Raw genomic sequence first — 18810 nt, forward strand, 5'->3', positions numbered from 1 at the left:
TTGCAAGTGTGCGCTGAAGTGGGCGGTACAGTTGCACCGCACAAGGCGTTTTAACCTTTCGTCAATCCGCCCTGATGGCTGTTACCCAGGGCCTGATTGACCTCTAGCCAGCCCTTTATGGCGTCCTCACCAACTTCGCCGAAGGCCCGTTGCAACAGCTTGGCCTGTTCGCGGCGCAGAGCCAGTTCCAGCTTGGCCCCTTCAGGGGTAAACCCGAGTAGGCGCTTACGCTTGTCATCTGCGGCCGTCAGGCTTTCCACCAGGCCCATTTCCAGTAACTGGCGCAGCGGCGTATTGAGTGCCTGTTTGCTCACGCCCAGGTAGGCCAGCAGTTCCTTCATGCTCAGCCCCGGGTACTTGGCGATAAAAAACAGAATGCGGTGGTGCACGCGCGACAGGCCGCGACGCGCCAGCATTTCGTCGGCCTTGGCGGTGAACGCCTGGTAACCGAAGAAGAAGGCTTCCATGGCGGCTTGTTGGGTGGTGACGTTTTTGAGGTCAGGCATTAAGGTCAAGCCTGTTGACGTATTGGGTCGGGGTGTCGTAATTTCGGTCAAACAGTTTGACCTATTTTTATTCGCCTTTGCTACCGGTGTCTCCATGGCCTTCTCCGAACGCGTTGCCCGCCTGAAAAGCTCCTTGATCCGTGAAATTCTCGCCGCGGCGCAGCGCCCGGAAGTAATGTCCTTTGCCGGTGGCCTGCCGGCCGAGCCGATGCTGCCCAAGGTCGAATGGGCGGATATGCCGGCGAGCATGGGCCAGTACGGCATGAGCGAAGGCGAACCGGCATTGCGCGAGGCCATCGCCGATGAAGCCCGCGCCCTTGGCGTACCCTGCGATGCCAGCCAGGTGCTGATCGTCAGTGGTTCGCAGCAGACCCTGGACCTGGCCAGCAAACTGTTTATCGATCCGGGCACCGAAGTTTTGCTCGAAGCGCCGACCTATCTGGCCGCCTTGCAGGCCTTCCAGTTGTTTGGCGCCGACTGCATCGGCGTGCCGCAGGAGGCCGATGGCCCGCAGATCGACGCGCTGCGTCAGCGCCTGGAACAGCACAAGCCGGCTTTTGCCTACCTGATCCCGACCTTCCAGAACCCCTCGGCGGTGCGCTACAGCGAAGCCAAGCGCGACGCGGTGGCGGCCTTGCTCGACGAGTTCGGCGTGACCCTGATCGAAGACGAACCCTACCGCGAGCTGGTGTTCGACGAGGGCAGCGCCACGCCGATCGTCAGCCGCCTGCAAAAAGCCAGCTGGATCTATACCGGCACCGTGTCCAAGACCCTGCTGCCAGGCCTGCGCGTCGGTTACCTGATTGCGACCCCGGACCTGTTCCCCTACCTGCTGCGTCTCAAGCAGTCGGCGGATTTGCACACCAACCGCGTCGGCCAGTGGCAGGCCCTGCAATGGTTGGGCACCCGTCACTACCGCGAGCATCTGGCCGAGTTGCGCGACTTCTACCGCATCCGCCGGGATGCCATGCAAGCGGTGTTGCAGGAGCACTTCAGCGATCTGGCCGATTGGCAGATTCCTCAGGGCGGCTTGTTCTTCTGGCTGACCCTCAAACAGCCGCTGGATACGCGTACCTTGCTCACGCCGGCGCTGGCGCAGAACGTTGCCTTCATGCCGGGCGAGCCGTTTTTCATCGATCCGGATCAGCATCCGGGGCATATGCGGCTTAACTTCAGCCATATTGCCCCGGCGCGCCTGGACGAAGGCCTCAAGCGCCTGGCCGGGGTGATCCGCGAAGCGCAGGCCAATCTGGCGGCTTGATCGAGTAGGGCGGCCTCGCCGCGCAGCGGCAGCCCGCCGCCTATGACAGACGAGTAGAGGGAGAGCAAGGCGATGTACAAGGTCTACGGCGACACCCGTTCGGGCAACTGTTACAAGGTCAAGTTGATGCTCAACCTGCTGGGTATTGCCCATCAGTGGGTGCCCGTGGACATCCTCAGGGGCGAAACCCAGAGCGAGACGTTCCTGGCGAAGAATCCCAACGGCAAGATCCCGGTGCTGGAACTGGAAGACGGCACCTGCCTGTGGGAGTCCAATGCGATTCTCAACTTCCTCGCCGACGGCACGGAGTTTCTGCCGAGCGAGTCGCGCCTGCGCACCCAGGTGCTGCAGTGGCAGTTCTTCGAACAATACAGCCACGAGCCCTACATCGCCGTGGCGCGCTTTATCCAGCTCTACCAGGGCCTGCCTGAGGCGCGCCGTAAGGAATATGAAGACTGCCATGCGCGCGGCCACAAGGCGCTCAAGGTGATGGAGCGGCAGCTGCAGCGCACCTCCTACCTGGTTGGCGAACAGTATTCGATTGCCGATATCGCGCTCTACGCCTACACCCATGTGGCCGATGAGGGCGGTTTCGATCTTGGCCCCTATCCGTCCATTCGCGCCTGGCTCGATCGCGTCGCCAGTCACCCGAAGCATGTGAGCATGCTGGGTTAATAAGGCATCTCGCTCTGCTCGATGCACGCAGCATGTTGCGCCGGGCTGCTACAGTTCGAAGCAGGTCGATCAGTCGGCTGTTTTGACCCTATGCCAGCCGCCCTGGCGGCAACCGTCTGGAGTGAACCTGCGCATGATCGAAGTCCCCAGCCGCAAAATCCAGTTGGCGCTGATCGTGGTCATGCTCCTGCTGATCTGGCTGTGGGCCGCGATCAACCCCTTGAGCCGCGAGGACTGGTTGTTGGAAAACCTGCTGGTGTTCTTTTTCGCCGGCCTGTTGCTGGCGACCTATCGACGCTTTGCATTTTCCCTGACGGCGTATTGGCTGTTCGCCTTGTTCCTCGGCATGCATCTGTACGGCTCCCATTACACCTATGCCGAAACGCCGCTGGGCTTCTGGTATCAGGAAACTTTTGCGCTTGACCGCAACCACTACGACCGGCTGGTGCATTTCTCCTTTGGCTTACTGTTGGTCTATCCCCTGCGCGAGTTACTGCATCGTTCGGCGAGGCTCACTGGCCTGTGGCTGGCTATCCTCAGCCTCGCCGTGGTGATGGCCTTGAGCGCATTCTACGAACAGGTGGAAATGCTCGCGGCCGTGCTGGTCAGCCCAGAGTTGGGTTCAGCGTTCCTGGGCACCCAGGGCGACGAATGGGACGCTCAAAAAGATTCTGGACTAGCGATGCTGGGGGCCTTGAGCGTATTGCTGATAGTGGCGGCGGGGTCGCGATTTGGCGCCGGCAATCGGCGCCGAAGCCTGGTCGGGCAGTGAAACCGAAGTGGTCACATAGAGCCTCCAGCGCAGACCCTCGACCTGTGTGGCGGCTGGCCAACCATTACCGGCATGCACGGCTGCCTACGTAACCTGTGGCAATCCAGCGTATTGGCTGATGTCGCCGAGCCAGCGGGGCTCAGGTGTCAGCGCGTCGGTGTTCCTTCGACCTGCTCGAGTAGCAGGCGTTTCGGAGTTTGCAGCAGGCAGTCGGACAGTTCGGGATCGCTTACGCTGCGCGACAGCAATCGGCGTCAGCAGCGTTTGCACTCCCGGTCAATTGGCAGAAACACGGCGGTTGCAGGAGCTGAGTGCAACACGGTTATTGAATTGAGGCTGGAGCATCATGCTGCATTGTCATGGCCTTTTGCATTACTTCCCCAATAACTTCGATCGGGCATTTAAAGTCGAAGCGTTTACGGGGACGCATATTCATTTGCAAGGCAATGGCATCCAACGTTTCCTGGCTATGCACCGACAAGTCCGTTCCTTTGGGCAGGTACTGCCGGATCAGGCCGTTGATGTTCTCGTTGCTGCCGCGCTGCCAGGGACTGTGTGGGTCGCAGAAGTAAATTGCCACCCCGGTCTGCTGGGTGATTTCAGCATGCCGCGCCATTTCTCGACCCTGGTCGTAGGTCATGCTCTTGCGCATCGCCAACGGCATGCCATTGAGCGCTGCACTGAAGCCCTCCATCGCCGAGGTTGCCGTCGCGTCATTCATCTTCACCAGCATCAGGTAGCCACTGGTGCGCTCCACCAACGTGCCTACAGACGAGGCGTTGGCCTTACCCTTGATCAGGTCGCCTTCCCAATGCCCCGGCATCAGCCGGTCTTCGATCTCCGGCGGGCGCACATGAATGCTGACCATCTCGGGGATCTGTCCGCGCCGATCCACGCCGCCAGAACGCGGTCTGCGCGTCGTCTTGCTTTGGCGCAGGCAGATGATCAGCTCCTTACGCAGCTCGCCGACCGGCAAGGCATAGAACGCGTTATAGATCGTCTCGCGACAGACGTAGGCATCTCTGAGGCTGGGAATGTTCATGCTGCGCAGCTTGCCGGCAATCTGCTCTGGAGACAAACGCCCACGCAGCATATGGGCCACCAACTCGAAGCGCTCGCTACCCGGCAACAGTTTTCGCATCGGTCGACAAACCTGACGGCGGTCCTGCATCTGCTGCTGGGCCAAGCGGGCCGAGTAGCCGCCACAGGCATCTCGATTGCGGCGCAGCTCACGGCTGATGGTCGAAGGGGATCGGGTGATCAAGCAGGCAATCTTGCGCAGGCTGAAGCCTTGGGCACGACCGATTTGAATGGTGGCGCGCTCTTCAACGCTGAGTTCGGAATAAGACATAGGGGCAACACCGTACCGGAAAGGTCAGGTGTTGCACTCAGTTTTTGCCGCCGCCCACGGTAATAAAACCCCGGCTGCAATTGTCTAGCCAAGCCCTGGCTTGCTTGGGGGATTACCGGGACACCAACTCCAAGCGCTAACAGGCGTGTGCTGAAAAGACGCGCACTGCGCGACGCTAGCGACGCTGTGGGGATAAGGCACTGGTGGAAGTTGTAGTGGTGTTGCGAAAGCCGATAGGTGAGTTTCTTCTGGAGGGATTACCGCGCTTGGTGCACGCATAAAAAAGCCGACCCTTAGAGGGGTCGGCTTTAATTAGCCTTGAAGGACTATTACTTGCGGCTGGCTTTTTCCAGCATACGCAGAGCGCGCTCATTGGCTTCGTCAGCAGTTTGCTGAGCCTTCTGAGCAGCTGCCATAGCGTCATCAGCCTTGCGATAGGCTTCATCGGCACGGGCTTGAGCGCGAGCAGCAGCGTCTTCGGTAGCGGTCAGACGTGCTTCAGTTTCTTTGGACATGCTGCTGCAACCGGTAGCCAGAACTGCGGCCAAAGCCAGAGCAGAGAATTTCAGAACGTTGTTCATCGTGTTCCCCTTGAGGTGGAATTTTCCATAAAAGCAATTTCCAAATAATAGGAAATTAGCCGGCGTACATACTACCCATAACTTTTAGTAAGTAAATGTAGGCCGTGCAAGTGCGGCATGTTTTTTTCATGCAGGCTAAGGACGCAGCGGCAAGTTGTGCTGCTTTGTATGAAAAACATACAGTTCTCGTTGTTTATGCTGCGTCGCGCCTCCGGTTAAGGGACTCTGTTGCTTCGTTTGTCGCATGCAGGGTTCTGGATACAATCTGCGCGAGGTCTGTCGACGCTGGATTCCCTGGGTTTTATTGGGCTACACAATGCCGCTCGCTGGGCTTAAGTGAGCGGTATCTCGGCAGACCCAGGCATGCGTTGCGGTTTTTGAAGGTGGTCTGACAAGTACGAAAATCACGGAGAATTACATATGCTCGGGAATGCAGGGTTGTTGGTTGGCTTGGCCTTATTGATTTTTATGGCACTGCGCGGGGTGAATATATTCATTGCGGCCTTGCTCTGCGCCCTGGTAGTGGCGCTGAGCAATGGCTTGCCGGCTCCAAAGGCACTACTCGAGTATTTCCCTTTCGGCCCCTTGGGCGCCTTCAGCTTTGCCGGCAAGTTCTTTCTGCTGTTCCTTTGCGGCGCCATATTTGGCAAGGTCATGGCCGCAAGCCAGGCGGCCAGCAGTATCGCTCAGGCCATTACGCGCAGTCTCGGCATTAGCCGGACCCTGTGGGTCACCATGCTGGTCTGTGCATTGCTGACCTATGGCGGGGTGGTGGTGTTCGTGGTTATTTTTACCATGTACCCACTGGGCATCACCTTGATGCGTGAGGCCAACCTGCCCAAGCGCCTATTCTGTGCTGCCACCGCCTTGGGCGCCGGTACCTTCACCATGACTGCGATGCCGGGCACGCCCTCGATTCATAATGTCATCGCCGCCAGCGCCTTGGGCACCGATCTGTTTGCCGGGGCCTGGATTGGTGTGGCCGTGAGCGTGATGATGGTTGCGATGGGCATGGCTTATGTTCAGCGTGAATGGCGCTTGGCGCGCGAGCGCGGCGAGGGTTTTGAGGCCAATGCGCAGGATTTGCGCATGGAGCAATTGGCCGGCGCGCCGGGTTCGGGTCCGCATTGGAGCTTGGCTGTGGTGCCTATCCTGGTGGTGTTGGGCATCATCATGCTGCCGCGCGTGCTGCTGATGAGTGACGCGATCGTCCCGGGGCAAGGCTTGTTGGGCCCGTTGGTGGGCTTCAGTCAACAGCAGCCTATTCTTTGGCCGAGCCTGGCTCTGGTGATCGCCACTGGGGTTGCGGTCATGCTGTTCGCTGGCTTGCGGCGCAATACGCTAGCGTTGCTCGGGCAGGGCGCTGACGATGCGATCATGCCGTTGCTGAACACCGCTGCGGTGATTGGCTTTGGTGGCGTGGTCACCCAGACGCCTGGCTTTGCCCAGTTTTCCCAGTGGATTCTGACGGTTGATTTGCCGCCGCTGTTGTCGATTTTTGTCTCGGTCAGCGTGGTTTCCGGGATCGTCGGCTCCTCCTCGGGCGGCTTGCAGATATTCATGCAGACCCTGGCGCCAAAATATCTGGAAATGGGTGTCGAGCCCGAAGTCCTTCACCGTATAGCCAACATTGCCTCCGGCGGGTTTGACTCGTTGCCACACTGCGGAGCAGTGATTGCCATGCTGATGATCATGGGCTTGACCCACAAGCAGGCTTACAAGGACATTTTCGTCGTGACGGTATTGATTCCGGTGATTGCGGTGCTGTGCAGCATCGCTTACTTGAGTGTGTTCTAGGCAAGCCGAGGCGAAGATTGCCTAGGTTGTTGGTATGCCTGTGTACGTCTGCGCCTTTGCCTGAATATACAATTCGGGGCGGCAGCGCTGATGAATGCGGGCGATTGCGAATGTAAGTTCGATGCTGGTGGAATGCCAAGGTCGCTTCGCCCGGAAAATATCGCTAAGGTGCGGGTATGGTTTGCAGGTTATTTTCAGAGGAGTTGGGATGAGCGAGGCGTTGTCCATTCACCATGACCTTAAGGGTCACCAGTTCGAGACCACAGTGGATGGTAATCGTGCGTACCTGGCCTATATGGATCTGGGCAAGCAGACCTTGGATATTTACCGCACCTTCGTTCCGAATTCGCTGCGTGGTCGTGGCATTGCCGCCGCATTGACCGAGCATGCCTTGCAGTACGCCGAGCGCATGGATTACACGGTGATTCCTTCGTGTTCCTACGTCGAACGTTATATGGAGCGCCGCCAGCGGCATAGTGTCAAAGGCTGACGAAGACGCTTAACAAAAACGCCGGGCTTAGCCCGGCGTTTTTGTAACTGCGGCGTTTAGCCGCGATGACGCTGGGGCAGTACATCCTTGAGTTTGGCGTGCATGCTGCGCAGCGTTTTTTCGGTGCTATCCCAGTCGATGCAGGCATCGGTGACGGACACGCCGTATTTCAGCTGGTTGAGGTCTTTCGGTATCGATTGACTACCCCAGCCCAGATGACTCTCGACCATCAGACCAATGATCGATTGATTGCCTTCGAGGATCTGGTTGGCAACGTTGTCCATCACCAACGGTTGCAGCGCCGGATCCTTGTTCGAGTTGGCATGGCTGCAATCGACCATGACATTCGGGCGAATACCGGCCTTGGTCAGTTCCTGCTCGCAAACGGCCACGCTGACCGAGTCGTAGTTCGGCTTGCCGTTACCGCCGCGCAACACCACATGACCGTAGGCATTACCCTTGGTGGTGACGATGGACACTCCACCTTCCTGGTTGATGCCGAGGAAGCGATGCGGGCTGGAAACCGATTGCAGCGCGTTGATCGCTACGGTCAGGCCGCCGTCGGTGCCGTTCTTGAAGCCAACCGCTGAGGACAAGCCAGAGGCCATTTCGCGGTGGGTTTGCGACTCGGTGGTGCGTGCGCCGATGGCCGACCAGCTGATCAAATCCTGCAAATACTGCGGGGAGATCGGGTCGAGCGCCTCGGTAGCAGTAGGCAGGCCCATTTCAGCCAAGTCGAGCAGCAACTGGCGACCGATGTGCAAACCGTCCTGAATCTTGAACGAGTCGTCCATATAGGGGTCGTTGATCAAGCCTTTCCAACCCACCGTGGTGCGCGGCTTTTCAAAGTACACGCGCATCACCAGGTACAGGCTGTCCGACACTTCCGCCGCAAGCGCCTTGAGGCGTTCGGCGTATTCGTGGGCCGCTTTGATGTCGTGAATCGAGCAGGGACCAACTACGACAAACAAGCGATGGTCTTTACCATCGAGGATGTCGCGAATCACCTGGCGACCAGTGGCGACAGTGTGCAGCGCGGTATCGGTCAGCGGAATTTCGCGCTTTAGCTGATCGGGTGTGATCAGGGTTTCGTTGGAGGCAACGTTAAGGTCATTGATTGGTAAATCAGCCATCGTGCTTTTCATCAGGTCAGGGTCGTCAGGTCACGGGTGCCGGCCGCCAGCGCTCCCCGTGTGGCGGAGCGCAGCATTTATGAGCACAGCGGGGATGCAGAACCTTAGCGCGTTACAGGTTGGCTAGACAATGGGTCTAAGGTCGTTAAGCGGAACGAAACCAGGATTACAGGTTGGCGCTGGCGAATTCAGCCGCGTGCTGTGCAACCCACTCCTCGGCGATACTCTCAATGGCTAGGTGTTCGCCCAGCTCTTGTTCGCGTTGCTGGCGGTAATGTTCGATCTGACAGATCTGTTCGATCATGCGTGCACGAAATAACGTGTCCTCGTCGATAAAGGCTATGCCAACCAGGTAATCGTCGGGCTGTTTGCGGCACCAGGCCACCACCCCGGGGTAGCGTGCTTGCTCGCCAAGCAGTGGGATGCGTAGCTCTATCGCAGTACCAGGGCGAAAACCGCATCTGGAATTGCACGCCACTCCGCCGAGGCTGATATTGTTCAGCCGTTGTTTGGGTATAAAGGTTGATTTGCGGAGCACCAACTCCACGGGCATATCGCTGGGGTGACGCAGAAACCGTCGCATGGCAACCGACTCCCTATGCCATCAATTTGACATCGTTCTAAATAGTATAGTGTCTGAATTGCAACTGACCGACTTTGATGCGGATCGCCGCTTGCTGGATCTACCCGGCACTTCTCTGCTGATTTTCACCGGCACAGGCTGTAGCAATTGTCATTGTGCGCACCGAGAGCTGCCGACATTGCTGCTGCCGATCACGCGCCTGGCCTGGATCGACGCGGCCGATAATGCTGGCCTGGTCGCACGCTATGAGGTGTTCCATCCGCCGGTTGCCGCTGCCTCCAGCCCCACGGATAGTGGCCTCGCGACGGTGGCCGAGTTTTTCACAGACACCGAGGTAAGTATGAGCAAGGGGATGAGTGACAAGCTGGTGCTGGCGATTTCCTCACGGGCGCTGTTCGACCTGCGCGAGAGTCATCGCGTGTATGAGGGCGAAGGGGTCGAAGCCTATCGTCGCTACCAGATCGAGCATGAGGACGAAATTCTCATGCCTGGCGACGCGTTTCCCTTGGTCGAGAAGCTGCTGGGATTAAACACGACGTTGGGTCAGGCGCGGGTGGAAGTGATTCTGGTGTCGCGCAACAGTGCCGATACTGGGTTGCGCGCGTTTAACTCGATCCAGCACTACGGCCTTGGCATCTCGCGTGCGGCTTTTGTCGGTGGTCGTAGCCCTGACCCCTATTTGGCGGCGTTCGGCTGCCATCTGTTTCTCTCGACTCACGCCGAGGATGTGCGTAGCGCGCTGCGCTCGGGTTTTGGCGCGGCCACCATTCTTTCTGGGGGGGCGCGGCGGGCCGCGAGCAATGAGCTGCGCATCGCTTTCGACGGCGATGCCGTGCTGTTTTCCGACGAGTCCGAGCGGGTCTATCAGCAGGGCGGCCTGGAAGCCTTCCAGAGCCACGAGCGCGAGTCGGCCCGCGAGTTGCTCGGTGGGGGACCCTTCAAGCCCTTCCTGGCGGCGCTGCACCTCCTGCAGCAGGAGTTTCCCGAGGAGGCCTGTCCGATCCGCACGGCCTTGGTCACGGCTCGCTCGGCACCGGCACACGAACGAGTCATTCGCACGTTGCGCGAGTGGAATATTCGCCTGGATGAGTCGTTCTTTCTGGGCGGGCTGGAGAAGGCTGCGATCCTCGAGACCTTCGGTGCCGACGTATTCTTCGACGACCAGGCGGGGCACTGCGAGAAAGCCCGTGAAGTCGTTGCTACCGGGCATGTACCGCATGGCGTGAGTAACGAGCCGCAGCGCTAGCAGCCTGTCGGTTCTCGCGTAGTTCTACTGTACCAGCCTGAATACGGATGCCGCACCCAGCGGCACTCAGGCCTTGTGCATATAACCATTCGTCCTGAATAACTGTAGTTTTGTTGACATGCGGATGGCACTGCTAAGCTCAAGTGAGGCCTGCCAGACGTAGGCAGTCTAGGAGGCCGCATGATTCGCTCGATTCTCTATGCTACCGATCTTGGTCTTTATGCCCCCTATGTCTTGCAGCATGCCTTGGCGCTGACTCGCGCGTTCAATGCCAACCTATATGTCGTGCATGCAGTGGAGCCAATGGGGTTGTTTGCCGAATCGGTGCTGCAAACCTTCCTGGATGAAGAGCAGATCAAGGAGCTGCGCTCTAATGGCCTGAGTACGGTCATGGCGAGTATCGAACAGAGGGTATTGGAAGGCTTTCGTGACGAGCTCGGCGAGTCCCAGCATGAGCTCGAAGTGATCCGTGCGGTGCAGGTGGTGCAGGGCGATCCGCCTCAGGTGATTCTCGAGGAGGCGCAGAAACGTGGGGTGGATTTGCTGGTCGTAGGCAGTCACAGTCATGGTGCCGGTCTGGATATCCCCTTGGGGCGAACCGCTGCGCGGCTGGTGCAATTGTCTGAAGTTCCTGTGTATCTGGTGCCGATGCTGCAGCACCGAGCCCGGGGGGAGGCTTGAGGTCGTTTTATATTTCAAAGAATAATCGGCAAAACCAAATAAAATCATCTAGATTTAATAGTTAAACCATATATATGGTTATATGACGCCGCCGGTCACTGAACGGCTGCTTATTCTGCTTTGAGGGATTTTTATGAAGCTTCAGCAACTGCGCTACATCTGGGAAGTCGCGCATCACGACCTCAATGTGTCGGCCACAGCGCAAAGCCTCTATACCTCGCAGCCGGGCATCAGTAAGCAGATCCGTTTACTCGAAGACGAATTGGGCGTGGAGGTCTTCGCGCGCAGCGGCAAGCACCTGACCCGGGTTACCCCGGCGGGCGAGCGGATCATCACCACTGCCGGAGAAATCCTGCGCAAGGTCGAAAGCATCAAGCAGATCGCCCAGGAATTCTCCAACGAGAAGAAAGGCACCTTGTCCATCGCCACGACCCATACCCAGGCGCGCTATGCCTTGCCTGCAGTGATCAGCGCATTCATCAAGCAATACCCGGATGTCGCTCTGCACATGCACCAGGGCACGCCGATGCAGATCGCCGAAATGGCCGCCGATGGCACCGTGGATTTCGCCATCGCCACCGAGGGGCTGGAACTGTTCAATGATCTGGTGATGATGCCGTGCTACCGCTGGAATCGCTGCGTGGTAGTGCCTCAGGGGCATCCGTTGAGCAAGCTGCCGAAGCTGACCCTGGAAGCCCTCGCCGAGCACTCTATCGTCACATATGTATTCGGCTTCACCGGCCGCTCCAAGCTGGACGAGGCCTTCAGTCACCGCGGCCTGACGCCCAAAGTGGTCTTTACTGCTGCCGATGCCGACGTGATCAAAACCTATGTGCGGCTTGGGCTCGGCGTGGGCATCGTGGCCAAAATGGCGGTGGACGCCACACTCGATCCCGATCTGGTGGTGCTCGATGCCAGCGATCTGTTCGAGTCCAGTGTGACCAAGATAGGTTTTCGCCGCGGCACCTTCCTGCGCGGATTCATGTGCGATTTCATCGAGAAATTTGCCCCGCACCTGACCCGCGATGTGCTGGCCAGTGCGGTGCAGTGTCATAACAAGGCCGAGCTGGAAGAGTTATTCCGCGATGTCGAGTTGCCGACTTACTGAGTGGCTTTCGAGCAAGAAAAACCCGGCCAAGTGCCGGGTTTTTCTTGCTAATCAGTGCATCAGTTCTTGGCGATCAGGTTACCGGCGTGCAGGCCGCATTCCTTCTGCGTGGCTTCCTCCCACCACCAACGGCCTTCGCGCTCGTGCTGATTGGGCAGTACAGGGCGGGTGCACGGCTCGCAGCCGATGCTGATGAAACCGCGCTCATGCAGGCTGTTGTAGGGGATTTCCAGCATGCGAATATAGGCCCAGATGTCTTCGCTGCTCATCTGCGCCAGCGGGTTGAACTTGTACAGGGTGTTTTCCGGGGTGGAGAAGCCCGTGTCGATTTCCACCACCGCGACCTCGCTGCGGGTGCCGGGGCTCTGATCGCGGCGCTGGCCGGTAGCCCAGGCCTTGGCCGTGGCGAGCTTGCGCCGCAGCGGGGCGGTCTTGCGAATACCGCAGCATTCGCTGTGGCCGTCCTTGTAGAAGCTGAATAAGCCTTTTTCCTTGACCAGTGCCTCTAGTGCCGTCGCGTCGGGGGAAAGTACGTCGATGGCGATGCCGTAGTGATCACGCACCTGCTCGATGAAGCGGTAGGTCTCCGGGTGCAGGCGGCCGGTGTCGAGGCTGAAGACCTTGACGTTTTTGTTCAGCTTCCAGGCCATGTCCACCAGCACCACGTCCTCGGCGCCGCTGAAGGACAGCCACAGTTCATCGCCAAAGTGCTCAAAGGCAAGTTTGAGAATGTCCTGGGGCGACTTGTTGGCGTAGGTTGCGGCCAGTTCGGCTACATCGAATGGGTGGCTCATCGGGCTGGATTCCTGGTTGGGGTGGCGCTAAGAGGAAGCCACCAGGCTACTGCGCCTGGCGTATTTGCGCCCTCGGGACGCTCTGTGCGCCGATGGTAGCAAAAAGGCGTTATACCGCTAAATAACCAAGTTCGAGGGTGTCCGTCTAGTTTGGGTATAAGCCTTGCGTTGCGCAGCCTCCGGCGAGCCGCTAGAGTGCCGCCTTCTTTCAAGCCCAATCTAGGAGTGTCCCGTGGAAATCGCTTGTCTCGACCTGGAAGGTGTTTTGGTCCCGGAGATCTGGATCGCCTTCGCGGAAAAAACCGGCATCGAATCGCTGAAAGCGACCACCCGGGATATTCCGGATTACGACGTGCTGATGCAGCAGCGCCTGCGCATTCTCGATGAGCATGGCCTGAAGCTGAACGACATCCAGCAAGTCATCGCCACCCTCAAGCCGCTGGACGGCGCGGTGGAGTTCATCGACTGGCTGCGTGAGCGCTTTCAGGTGGTGATTCTCTCGGACACCTTCTATGAATTCTCCCAGCCGCTGATGCGCCAGCTGGGTTTCCCGACGCTGCTGTGCCACAAGCTGGTCACCGACGAGAATGATCGCGTGGTGAGCTACCAGTTGCGCCAGAAGGATCCCAAGCGGCAGTCGGTGGTCGCGCTCAAGAGTCTCTACTACCGGGTACTCGCCGCAGGCGACTCGTACAACGACACCACCATGCTCAGCGAGGCTCATGCGGGCATTCTGTTTCATGCGCCGGAAAACGTGATTCGCGAGTTTCCGCAGTTCCCGGCGGTGCACACCTTTGATGATCTCAAGCGCGAGTTCATCAAGGCGTCCAATCGCGACCTGAGCGTGTAACCGCAGCGGCAAGTTGCAAGCTTGCAGAGTAGGGCGAAGGCGTTAGGCGGTTGTCACTTCGTTTCGAGCCTCGCTTGCAGCTTGCAGCTACATCCCCTCCAGCGTTTCCAGCAAGATCTTCACCTTGGTGATGGACTCCTGGTATTCCGCCTGCCAGTCGGAGTCGGCGACTATCCCGCCGCCGCCCCAGCAACTGATCTGCCCGTCTTTGGCCAGTAGGCTGCGGATGGCAATCGAGCTGTCCAGCTCTCCACGCACGTCCAGATAAAGCAACGAGCCGCAATAGAGTGCCCGGCGGGTGGGTTCCAGTTCGTCGATGATCTGCATGGCACGGATTTTCGGCGCGCCGGTGATCGAGCCGCCGGGGAAGCTGCCGGCGAGCAGGTCCAGGGCGTCTTTGCCTGGCGCCAGTTCGCCCGTCACCGCGCTGACCAAGTGGTGCACGTTGGGATAGCTCTCCAGGGCAAACAGCTCCGGCACACGTACCGAACCGATCGTGCAGTTGCGGCCCAGGTCGTTGCGCAGCAGATCGACGATCATCAGGTTTTCGGCGCGATCCTTGGGGCTGCCCAATAGTGTTTCGGCATGTGCGGCATCCTGCTCGGGGTCGCTGTGGCGTGGGCGGGTGCCCTTGATCGGGCGGGTTTCCACGTGACCTTCGCTGACGCGCAGGAAGCGTTCAGGCGACAGGCTGATGATCGCGCCGTTATCCGCCAGGGCCAGGTAGCCGGCGAAGGGCGTCGGGCAGGCCGCGCGCAAGGTGCGATAAGCCGTCCAGGGATCGCCTTGATAGTGGCTGCGAAAGCGTTGGGCAAAGTTCACCTGGTAACAGTCGCCGGACTGAATATAGGCCTGGATGCGTTCGATGGCATGGCGATACTCGCTTGCATCAATATCTGCCTTGAATGCCCCGGTCAGCGCAAAAGGCGCCTGCGCCTGCGCTTGTGGCGCATCGAACAGCTCGATCAAGTGCTGCCGTTGTGCAGTGGTCAGCGTTGGATGAAACATCAGCTGGCTGGTGCCCAGGTGATGGTCGGTAATCAGGGCCCAGGCATACAAGCCCAGTTGCGCATCGGCCAAGCCCAGGTCGTCGCTTGCCTGTTCGGGCATGGTTTCCAGGCGTCGGCCGAAGTCGTAGCCCAGGTAGCCAATCAAGCCGCCGACGAAGGGCAGTGGGCAGTCGTCAGGTGCTTTGGCCTCACCCAGCGCTGCCAGGCTGGCGCGCAGGCGTTGCAGGAAGTCAGTGGCCGGTTCGTCAGGCGTTGGGATCAGCTCGGCCGTTGGCCAGGCGCTGATCAGATCATAGCGTCCACGCTGGGCGGCCGGGCGGCCGGCATCCAACAGCACCGCCCCTGGCGCGTGACAGACGACGTCGAAGTAGGTGGCCGGGTCGGCACGATAGGGTAGGGCGTGTACAAGGCAAGTAGACATGCGAGGCTTTCAGAGGCGCGCGGCAGACGATTGTAGAACGCCTGCCACATTCATCCTAGAGCTCTGTCTGGGTACTGTGCGGATAAGGGCGCTGGGTCTCGATCTTCAGGCGTGCATCCAGGTCACAAAAAGTGCCGATCACTTTGCTTGAGTGAGCGGCACTTTGGGTCGTTTCCGATTTTTGTTACGGGCAGCCTGCCTGGCTTAGCGTCCTTAGCGTGAAAACCCTGGTTCAGATCTCTGCTTTGGCTGCGTGACCAAACAGCTCCTGGGCGAAGCGCATGCGTTCCTCTGGCGTCTCGGTTATGCCTTTTTTCGCCAGTTCGACCAGGCGTGCTTCCACTGCATGGGCGCGGTGAGTGAGGCCGCAGTCGTTGGCGATCTGGATGTTCAGGCCGGGGCGCGCGTTGAGCTCGAGAATCAGCGGGCCTTTCTCCTGGTCGAGGACCATGTCCACGCCGATATAGCCAAGGCCACACAGTTCATAGCAGCCGGCGGCCAGCGTCATGAAACCGTTCCAGTTGGGTAGCTGTACGCCGTCTACCGAATTGGTGGTGTCCGGGTGCTTGCTGATCTTGGTATTCAGCCAGGTGCCGCGCAGGGTCACCCCGGTTGCCAGATCCACGCCCACACCGATCGCGCCTTGGTGCAGGTTGGCCTTGCCGCCAGACTGGCGGGTCGGCAAGCGCACCATGGCCATCACCGGGTAGCCCTTCAGCACGATGATGCGGATGTCCGGTACACCTTCGTAGCTGATGCTCTTGAAGATGGGGTCGGGAATGACGCGGTATTCGATCAGTGCGCGGTCACGGTGACCGCCCAGCGAGTACAGGCCGGTGAGGATGCTGGATATCTGATGTTCGATTTCCTCATGGCTGATGATCTTGCCGGAAACCGTTCGATAGCGATCCTCGAAGCGGTCAGCGATAACCAGAATGCCATCGCCGCCAGCACCTTGCGCTGGCTTGACCACGAAGTCCGGGCGATCGCCAATGATCTCGCGCAGCTTGTCGATGCCTTTTTCGGTCTCGATCACGCCATACATTTCCGGCACATCGATGCCGGCTGCGATGGCGCGTTCCTTGGTGATGATCTTGTCATCGACGATCGGATACAGGTTGCGCTTGTTGTACTTCAGTACGTAGTCCGCATTACGGCGGTTGATGCCCATGATGCCTTTGGCTTCAAGGGCCTTCCATGTTTTCCAGAGACCTAGCATGGCTCAATCCTTCAGGAAGGCTTTGAAGCGGAAAAGTTCGGTCAGGCGGTAGCCGCGGTAGCGGCCCATCGCCAGCATGAAGCCCACCAGGATCATCAGCACAGCCGGGAAGGTAAAGACGAAGTAGGTCAGCTCCGGCACGCTCATCAACAAGTGAGCCAGGGTCGCGGCAACCAGGGTGCCGATGGCGACCTTGAAGGCATGACCGCCACCACGTTCTTCCCAAGTGATGGACAGGCGCTCGATGGTCATGGTCAGAATCACCATCGGGAACAGCGCCACCGAGAGGCCGCGTTCGAGGCCAAGTTTATGGCTGAACAGGCTGATTGCCGCGATCAGTACCACCACGAAGGTCAGGACCACCGAGAGTCTGGGCAGCATCTGCAGTTTCAGGTGCTCGAGGTAGGAGCGCAGTGACAGGCCCAAAGCCGTAATGACGGTGAACAGCATGATGCCGAAGCCCAGCTGGGTTTCACGGAAGGCCAAGGCGATCAGCACCGGCGTGAAGGTGCCCAGGGTCTGCAAGCCACCGAGGTTGCGCAGGATCAGAATCACCAGCACGCCGACCGGGATCACCATCATGATCTGGAAAGTCTGCTGGGTAGAAAGCGGCAGGCTGTACATCGAGTATTCGAGGAAGTCGGCGTCAGTGTTTTCGTCAGTCAACTTGGCCAGGCGGATGGCATTCATCTCGCTGTTGCTCAGGGTGAAGCTGACGTTCGCTTGCTTGCCGCCTTCGAGGTTGACCAGATTATCGTCGCCGATCCACCAGATCAGGCGGTCGCTCGGCATACCTTGTTGGCCAGTATCAGGGTTGAAGTACAGCCATTTTTCGCCGTTGAAGCTGCGCAACCATAACTCGGGGCTTTGCTGAATCTCGGCAGCCAGGCGAATGGTGTGTACGCGCTCCATAGGCACATGGGCAATGGACAGCAGCAGCTCGATGGCATCGGCTTTATTTGCGGTCGAGGCATCGCCGCCCAGCAGCAGTTTGACGTTGTCGTCGTTGACGTTGTTGACCCGTTTGATGGTTTCGCTGATAAAGGTTTCGACGTCTGCCGAGTGCTGTCGGATCGGTGCGAGCAGGGCCTCGGCCGCAATCTTCTCGGCGCCTTCCACGGGAATGCTGTCGCGGAAGATCGGGCCTTCGCTCTTGGCTTGCTCGCCGCTGTAGCGCTTGGTCAATACCAGGCGGTAGTACAGGGTTTGCTTGCCGCCGGCGCGCCGGGCAGACCAGGTGACCTTGCGATTGCCGTTGGCGCGATTGATGCTCACGCCATAATTGTTGGAGATGAAGCTCTCGTTGAGGCTGACGTAATCCTGATTCAGTGGCGGCACGAACATCTGTAGCTTGACTGGCTCACGCGGGCTGGCCTGGAATTCGACTCTGGCGTCGATGTTCCACAGGTCATCGGTTTCATCTTCGGTCAGTGGTATGCCGAGAATGAAAATTTGATAGGCCGTAATCAGAATCCCCAGACCCACCAATAGTGTGATCAGGATTTTCAGATGCAGGTTAAGAGAGCGCATAGGCATTACTCATTAGGGGTGGCGCCAATGTTTGCGTCAGGAGGACAGCCAGGTTTTCCTGCTGCGTATTTAAGGCTTGGATCGACCAGTGCACTGAAACGCTTGAGTGCATCGGAGCCGATCAATAACGGGTATTGGAATGCACTACGGTCGGTCAAGTTCACTTCGATAGTGCGCAGGGCTTGGCCCATGCAGATATCCAGCTCGATGACCGGGCGTGCGGTATAGGTTTTTTCTTCCTCTGGATCATAGTCGCCGGCGCGGCGTTTGATTTTGCTGATCCGCGCCAGCGGGCGCTCGATAGGATGGGCATGGGCATCGTCGATTGCCAGGTAAAAGCGCACCCAGGGTTCGCCTTCACGCTTGAAACGTTTGATATCCCGCGCGCTCAAGGACGCTGTCTTGGCGCCAGTATCCAACTTGGCCGGCACTTGCAGACCGAGGTTGAACAGCATTGCGTGTTCATTCAGGCCGTATACGGCCTTCTCTGCGGCGGCGAGACCCAGGCCAGGCAGTAATAACAGGCAGAACGGCAGGGCGAAGGGCTTGAGTCTCATAAGTCCTATTTAGGTATAGCGCGGTCATCGGATAACAAGACCAGCGGGCGAGACGGCATAGCCGCTGCGCCTGGTTTGAACTCTAGCGGGCATGGCAACAACGCTAGGCCAGGCGCAAGTGGGTGGCATTCTATCACGGGGGTTTTGCTGCTGCGACAGACGCTTATAGGCGTTTATGCAAGAAGATAGGGCGGGTCAGAACTTTTTGTTATCCGAGTTATTGTCGACAGTCCAGGTTGAATGTT

At 58.8% G+C, this 18810-nt stretch carries 19 protein-coding genes; 9 read left to right on the forward strand and 10 right to left on the reverse strand.

Translation table 11 applies throughout. From position 1 onward, the window contains the following. Positions 1 to 50: 50 nt before the first annotated feature. Positions 51 to 506: a MarR family winged helix-turn-helix transcriptional regulator gene (locus VCJ09_RS10520; protein WP_324734267.1), complete on the reverse strand. Its 456-nt coding sequence runs from the start codon at positions 504 to 506 to the stop codon at positions 51 to 53. A gap of 94 nt (positions 507 to 600) precedes the next feature. Here VCJ09_RS10520 and VCJ09_RS10525 point away from each other — a divergent pair, with 94 nt between their 5' ends. The 3 genes from VCJ09_RS10525 to VCJ09_RS10535 all read left to right on the forward strand — a co-directional run bounded on the left by VCJ09_RS10525 (position 601) and on the right by VCJ09_RS10535 (position 3214). Beyond that, a complete protein-coding gene (locus VCJ09_RS10525; RefSeq protein ID WP_324734268.1) occupies positions 601 to 1767 on the forward strand; it encodes an aminotransferase-like domain-containing protein in 1167 nt (388 codons plus the stop codon). A gap of 72 nt (positions 1768 to 1839) precedes the next feature. After that, entirely contained in the window at positions 1840 to 2442 is a 603-nt protein-coding gene (locus tag VCJ09_RS10530) for a glutathione S-transferase family protein (protein ID WP_324734269.1), read from the forward strand. A gap of 133 nt (positions 2443 to 2575) precedes the next feature. Continuing rightward, the gene (locus tag VCJ09_RS10535) at positions 2576 to 3214 is read left to right on the forward strand and encodes a DUF2238 domain-containing protein (RefSeq protein ID WP_324734270.1); all 639 of its coding nucleotides are present in this window, start codon (positions 2576 to 2578) and stop codon (positions 3212 to 3214) included. Positions 3215 to 3536: 322 nt separating this feature from the next. On the opposite strand, the gene VCJ09_RS10540 is transcribed toward VCJ09_RS10535, so the two are convergent. Together VCJ09_RS10540 and oprI are read right to left on the reverse strand one after the other, a co-directional pair. Beyond that, complete coding sequence (locus VCJ09_RS10540; protein WP_324734271.1) at positions 3537 to 4565, reverse strand: IS30 family transposase; 1029 nt, start codon at positions 4563 to 4565, stop codon at positions 3537 to 3539. A 329-nt stretch (positions 4566 to 4894) separates the two neighbouring features. Continuing rightward, on the reverse strand, positions 4895 to 5146 hold the full coding sequence (gene oprI / locus VCJ09_RS10545; RefSeq protein WP_090242095.1) for an outer membrane lipoprotei OprI: 252 nt from the start codon (positions 5144 to 5146) through the stop codon (positions 4895 to 4897). Between the two features lie 420 nt (positions 5147 to 5566). On the opposite strand from oprI, the gene VCJ09_RS10550 reads away from it, so the two are divergent. Both VCJ09_RS10550 and VCJ09_RS10555 read left to right on the forward strand, forming a co-directional pair. Next, complete coding sequence (locus tag VCJ09_RS10550; RefSeq protein WP_324734272.1) at positions 5567 to 6943, forward strand: GntP family permease; 1377 nt, start codon at positions 5567 to 5569, stop codon at positions 6941 to 6943. A 208-nt stretch (positions 6944 to 7151) separates the two neighbouring features. Then, complete coding sequence (locus VCJ09_RS10555) at positions 7152 to 7433, forward strand: GNAT family N-acetyltransferase (protein ID WP_324734273.1); 282 nt, start codon at positions 7152 to 7154, stop codon at positions 7431 to 7433. Positions 7434 to 7489: 56 nt separating this feature from the next. Here the strand turns inward: VCJ09_RS10555 and VCJ09_RS10560 are convergent, their stop codons facing one another. Beyond that, positions 7490 to 8566, reverse strand: a complete 1077-nt coding sequence (locus VCJ09_RS10560) for a 3-deoxy-7-phosphoheptulonate synthase (protein ID WP_079201769.1) — start codon at positions 8564 to 8566, stop codon at positions 7490 to 7492. A gap of 166 nt (positions 8567 to 8732) precedes the next feature. Further along, on the reverse strand, positions 8733 to 9149 hold the full coding sequence (locus VCJ09_RS10565; protein WP_079201770.1) for a PilZ domain-containing protein: 417 nt from the start codon (positions 9147 to 9149) through the stop codon (positions 8733 to 8735). Between the two features lie 340 nt (positions 9150 to 9489). Here VCJ09_RS10565 and VCJ09_RS10570 point away from each other — a divergent pair, with 340 nt between their 5' ends. The 3 genes from VCJ09_RS10570 to cysB all read left to right on the forward strand — a co-directional run bounded on the left by VCJ09_RS10570 (position 9490) and on the right by cysB (position 12184). After that, positions 9490 to 10395, forward strand: coding sequence for a 5'-nucleotidase (locus tag VCJ09_RS10570; RefSeq protein WP_324734644.1), 906 nt, complete (start codon positions 9490 to 9492; stop codon positions 10393 to 10395). A gap of 180 nt (positions 10396 to 10575) precedes the next feature. Then, positions 10576 to 11076, forward strand: coding sequence for a universal stress protein (locus tag VCJ09_RS10575; RefSeq protein WP_324734274.1), 501 nt, complete (start codon positions 10576 to 10578; stop codon positions 11074 to 11076). 133 nt (positions 11077 to 11209) lie between these two features. Beyond that, entirely contained in the window at positions 11210 to 12184 is a 975-nt protein-coding gene (gene cysB, locus VCJ09_RS10580) for an HTH-type transcriptional regulator CysB (protein WP_324734275.1), read from the forward strand. A 59-nt stretch (positions 12185 to 12243) separates the two neighbouring features. Here the strand turns inward: cysB and VCJ09_RS10585 are convergent, their stop codons facing one another. After that, positions 12244 to 12978, reverse strand: coding sequence for a phosphoadenylyl-sulfate reductase (locus tag VCJ09_RS10585; protein ID WP_324734276.1), 735 nt, complete (start codon positions 12976 to 12978; stop codon positions 12244 to 12246). A gap of 232 nt (positions 12979 to 13210) precedes the next feature. On the opposite strand from VCJ09_RS10585, the gene thrH reads away from it, so the two are divergent. Beyond that, complete coding sequence (gene thrH / locus VCJ09_RS10590; RefSeq protein ID WP_324734277.1) at positions 13211 to 13828, forward strand: bifunctional phosphoserine phosphatase/homoserine phosphotransferase ThrH; 618 nt, start codon at positions 13211 to 13213, stop codon at positions 13826 to 13828. A gap of 87 nt (positions 13829 to 13915) precedes the next feature. Here the strand turns inward: thrH and pabB are convergent, their stop codons facing one another. The 4 genes from pabB to rloA form a co-directional block, all read right to left on the reverse strand. Next, complete coding sequence (gene pabB / locus VCJ09_RS10595) at positions 13916 to 15259, reverse strand: aminodeoxychorismate synthase component I (RefSeq protein WP_324734278.1); 1344 nt, start codon at positions 15257 to 15259, stop codon at positions 13916 to 13918. Between the two features lie 232 nt (positions 15260 to 15491). Then, positions 15492 to 16478: an alpha-L-glutamate ligase-like protein gene (locus tag VCJ09_RS10600; RefSeq protein WP_079201778.1), complete on the reverse strand. Its 987-nt coding sequence runs from the start codon at positions 16476 to 16478 to the stop codon at positions 15492 to 15494. A gap of 3 nt (positions 16479 to 16481) precedes the next feature. Beyond that, positions 16482 to 18008, reverse strand: a complete 1527-nt coding sequence (gene rloB, locus VCJ09_RS10605; protein WP_079201779.1) for an osmotic stress tolerance membrane protein RloB — start codon at positions 18006 to 18008, stop codon at positions 16482 to 16484. A gap of 5 nt (positions 18009 to 18013) precedes the next feature. After that, positions 18014 to 18565 carry a retropepsin-like aspartic peptidase RloA gene (gene rloA, locus VCJ09_RS10610; RefSeq protein ID WP_079201780.1) on the reverse strand — a complete coding sequence of 184 codons (552 nt, stop codon included), beginning with the start codon at positions 18563 to 18565 and terminating at the stop codon, positions 18014 to 18016. Between the last annotated feature and the right edge of the window lie 245 nt (positions 18566 to 18810).

Origin of the sequence: Pseudomonas paeninsulae, assembly GCF_035621475.1 — a bacterium.
Lineage (GTDB): Bacteria > Pseudomonadota > Gammaproteobacteria > Pseudomonadales > Pseudomonadaceae > Aquipseudomonas > Aquipseudomonas paeninsulae.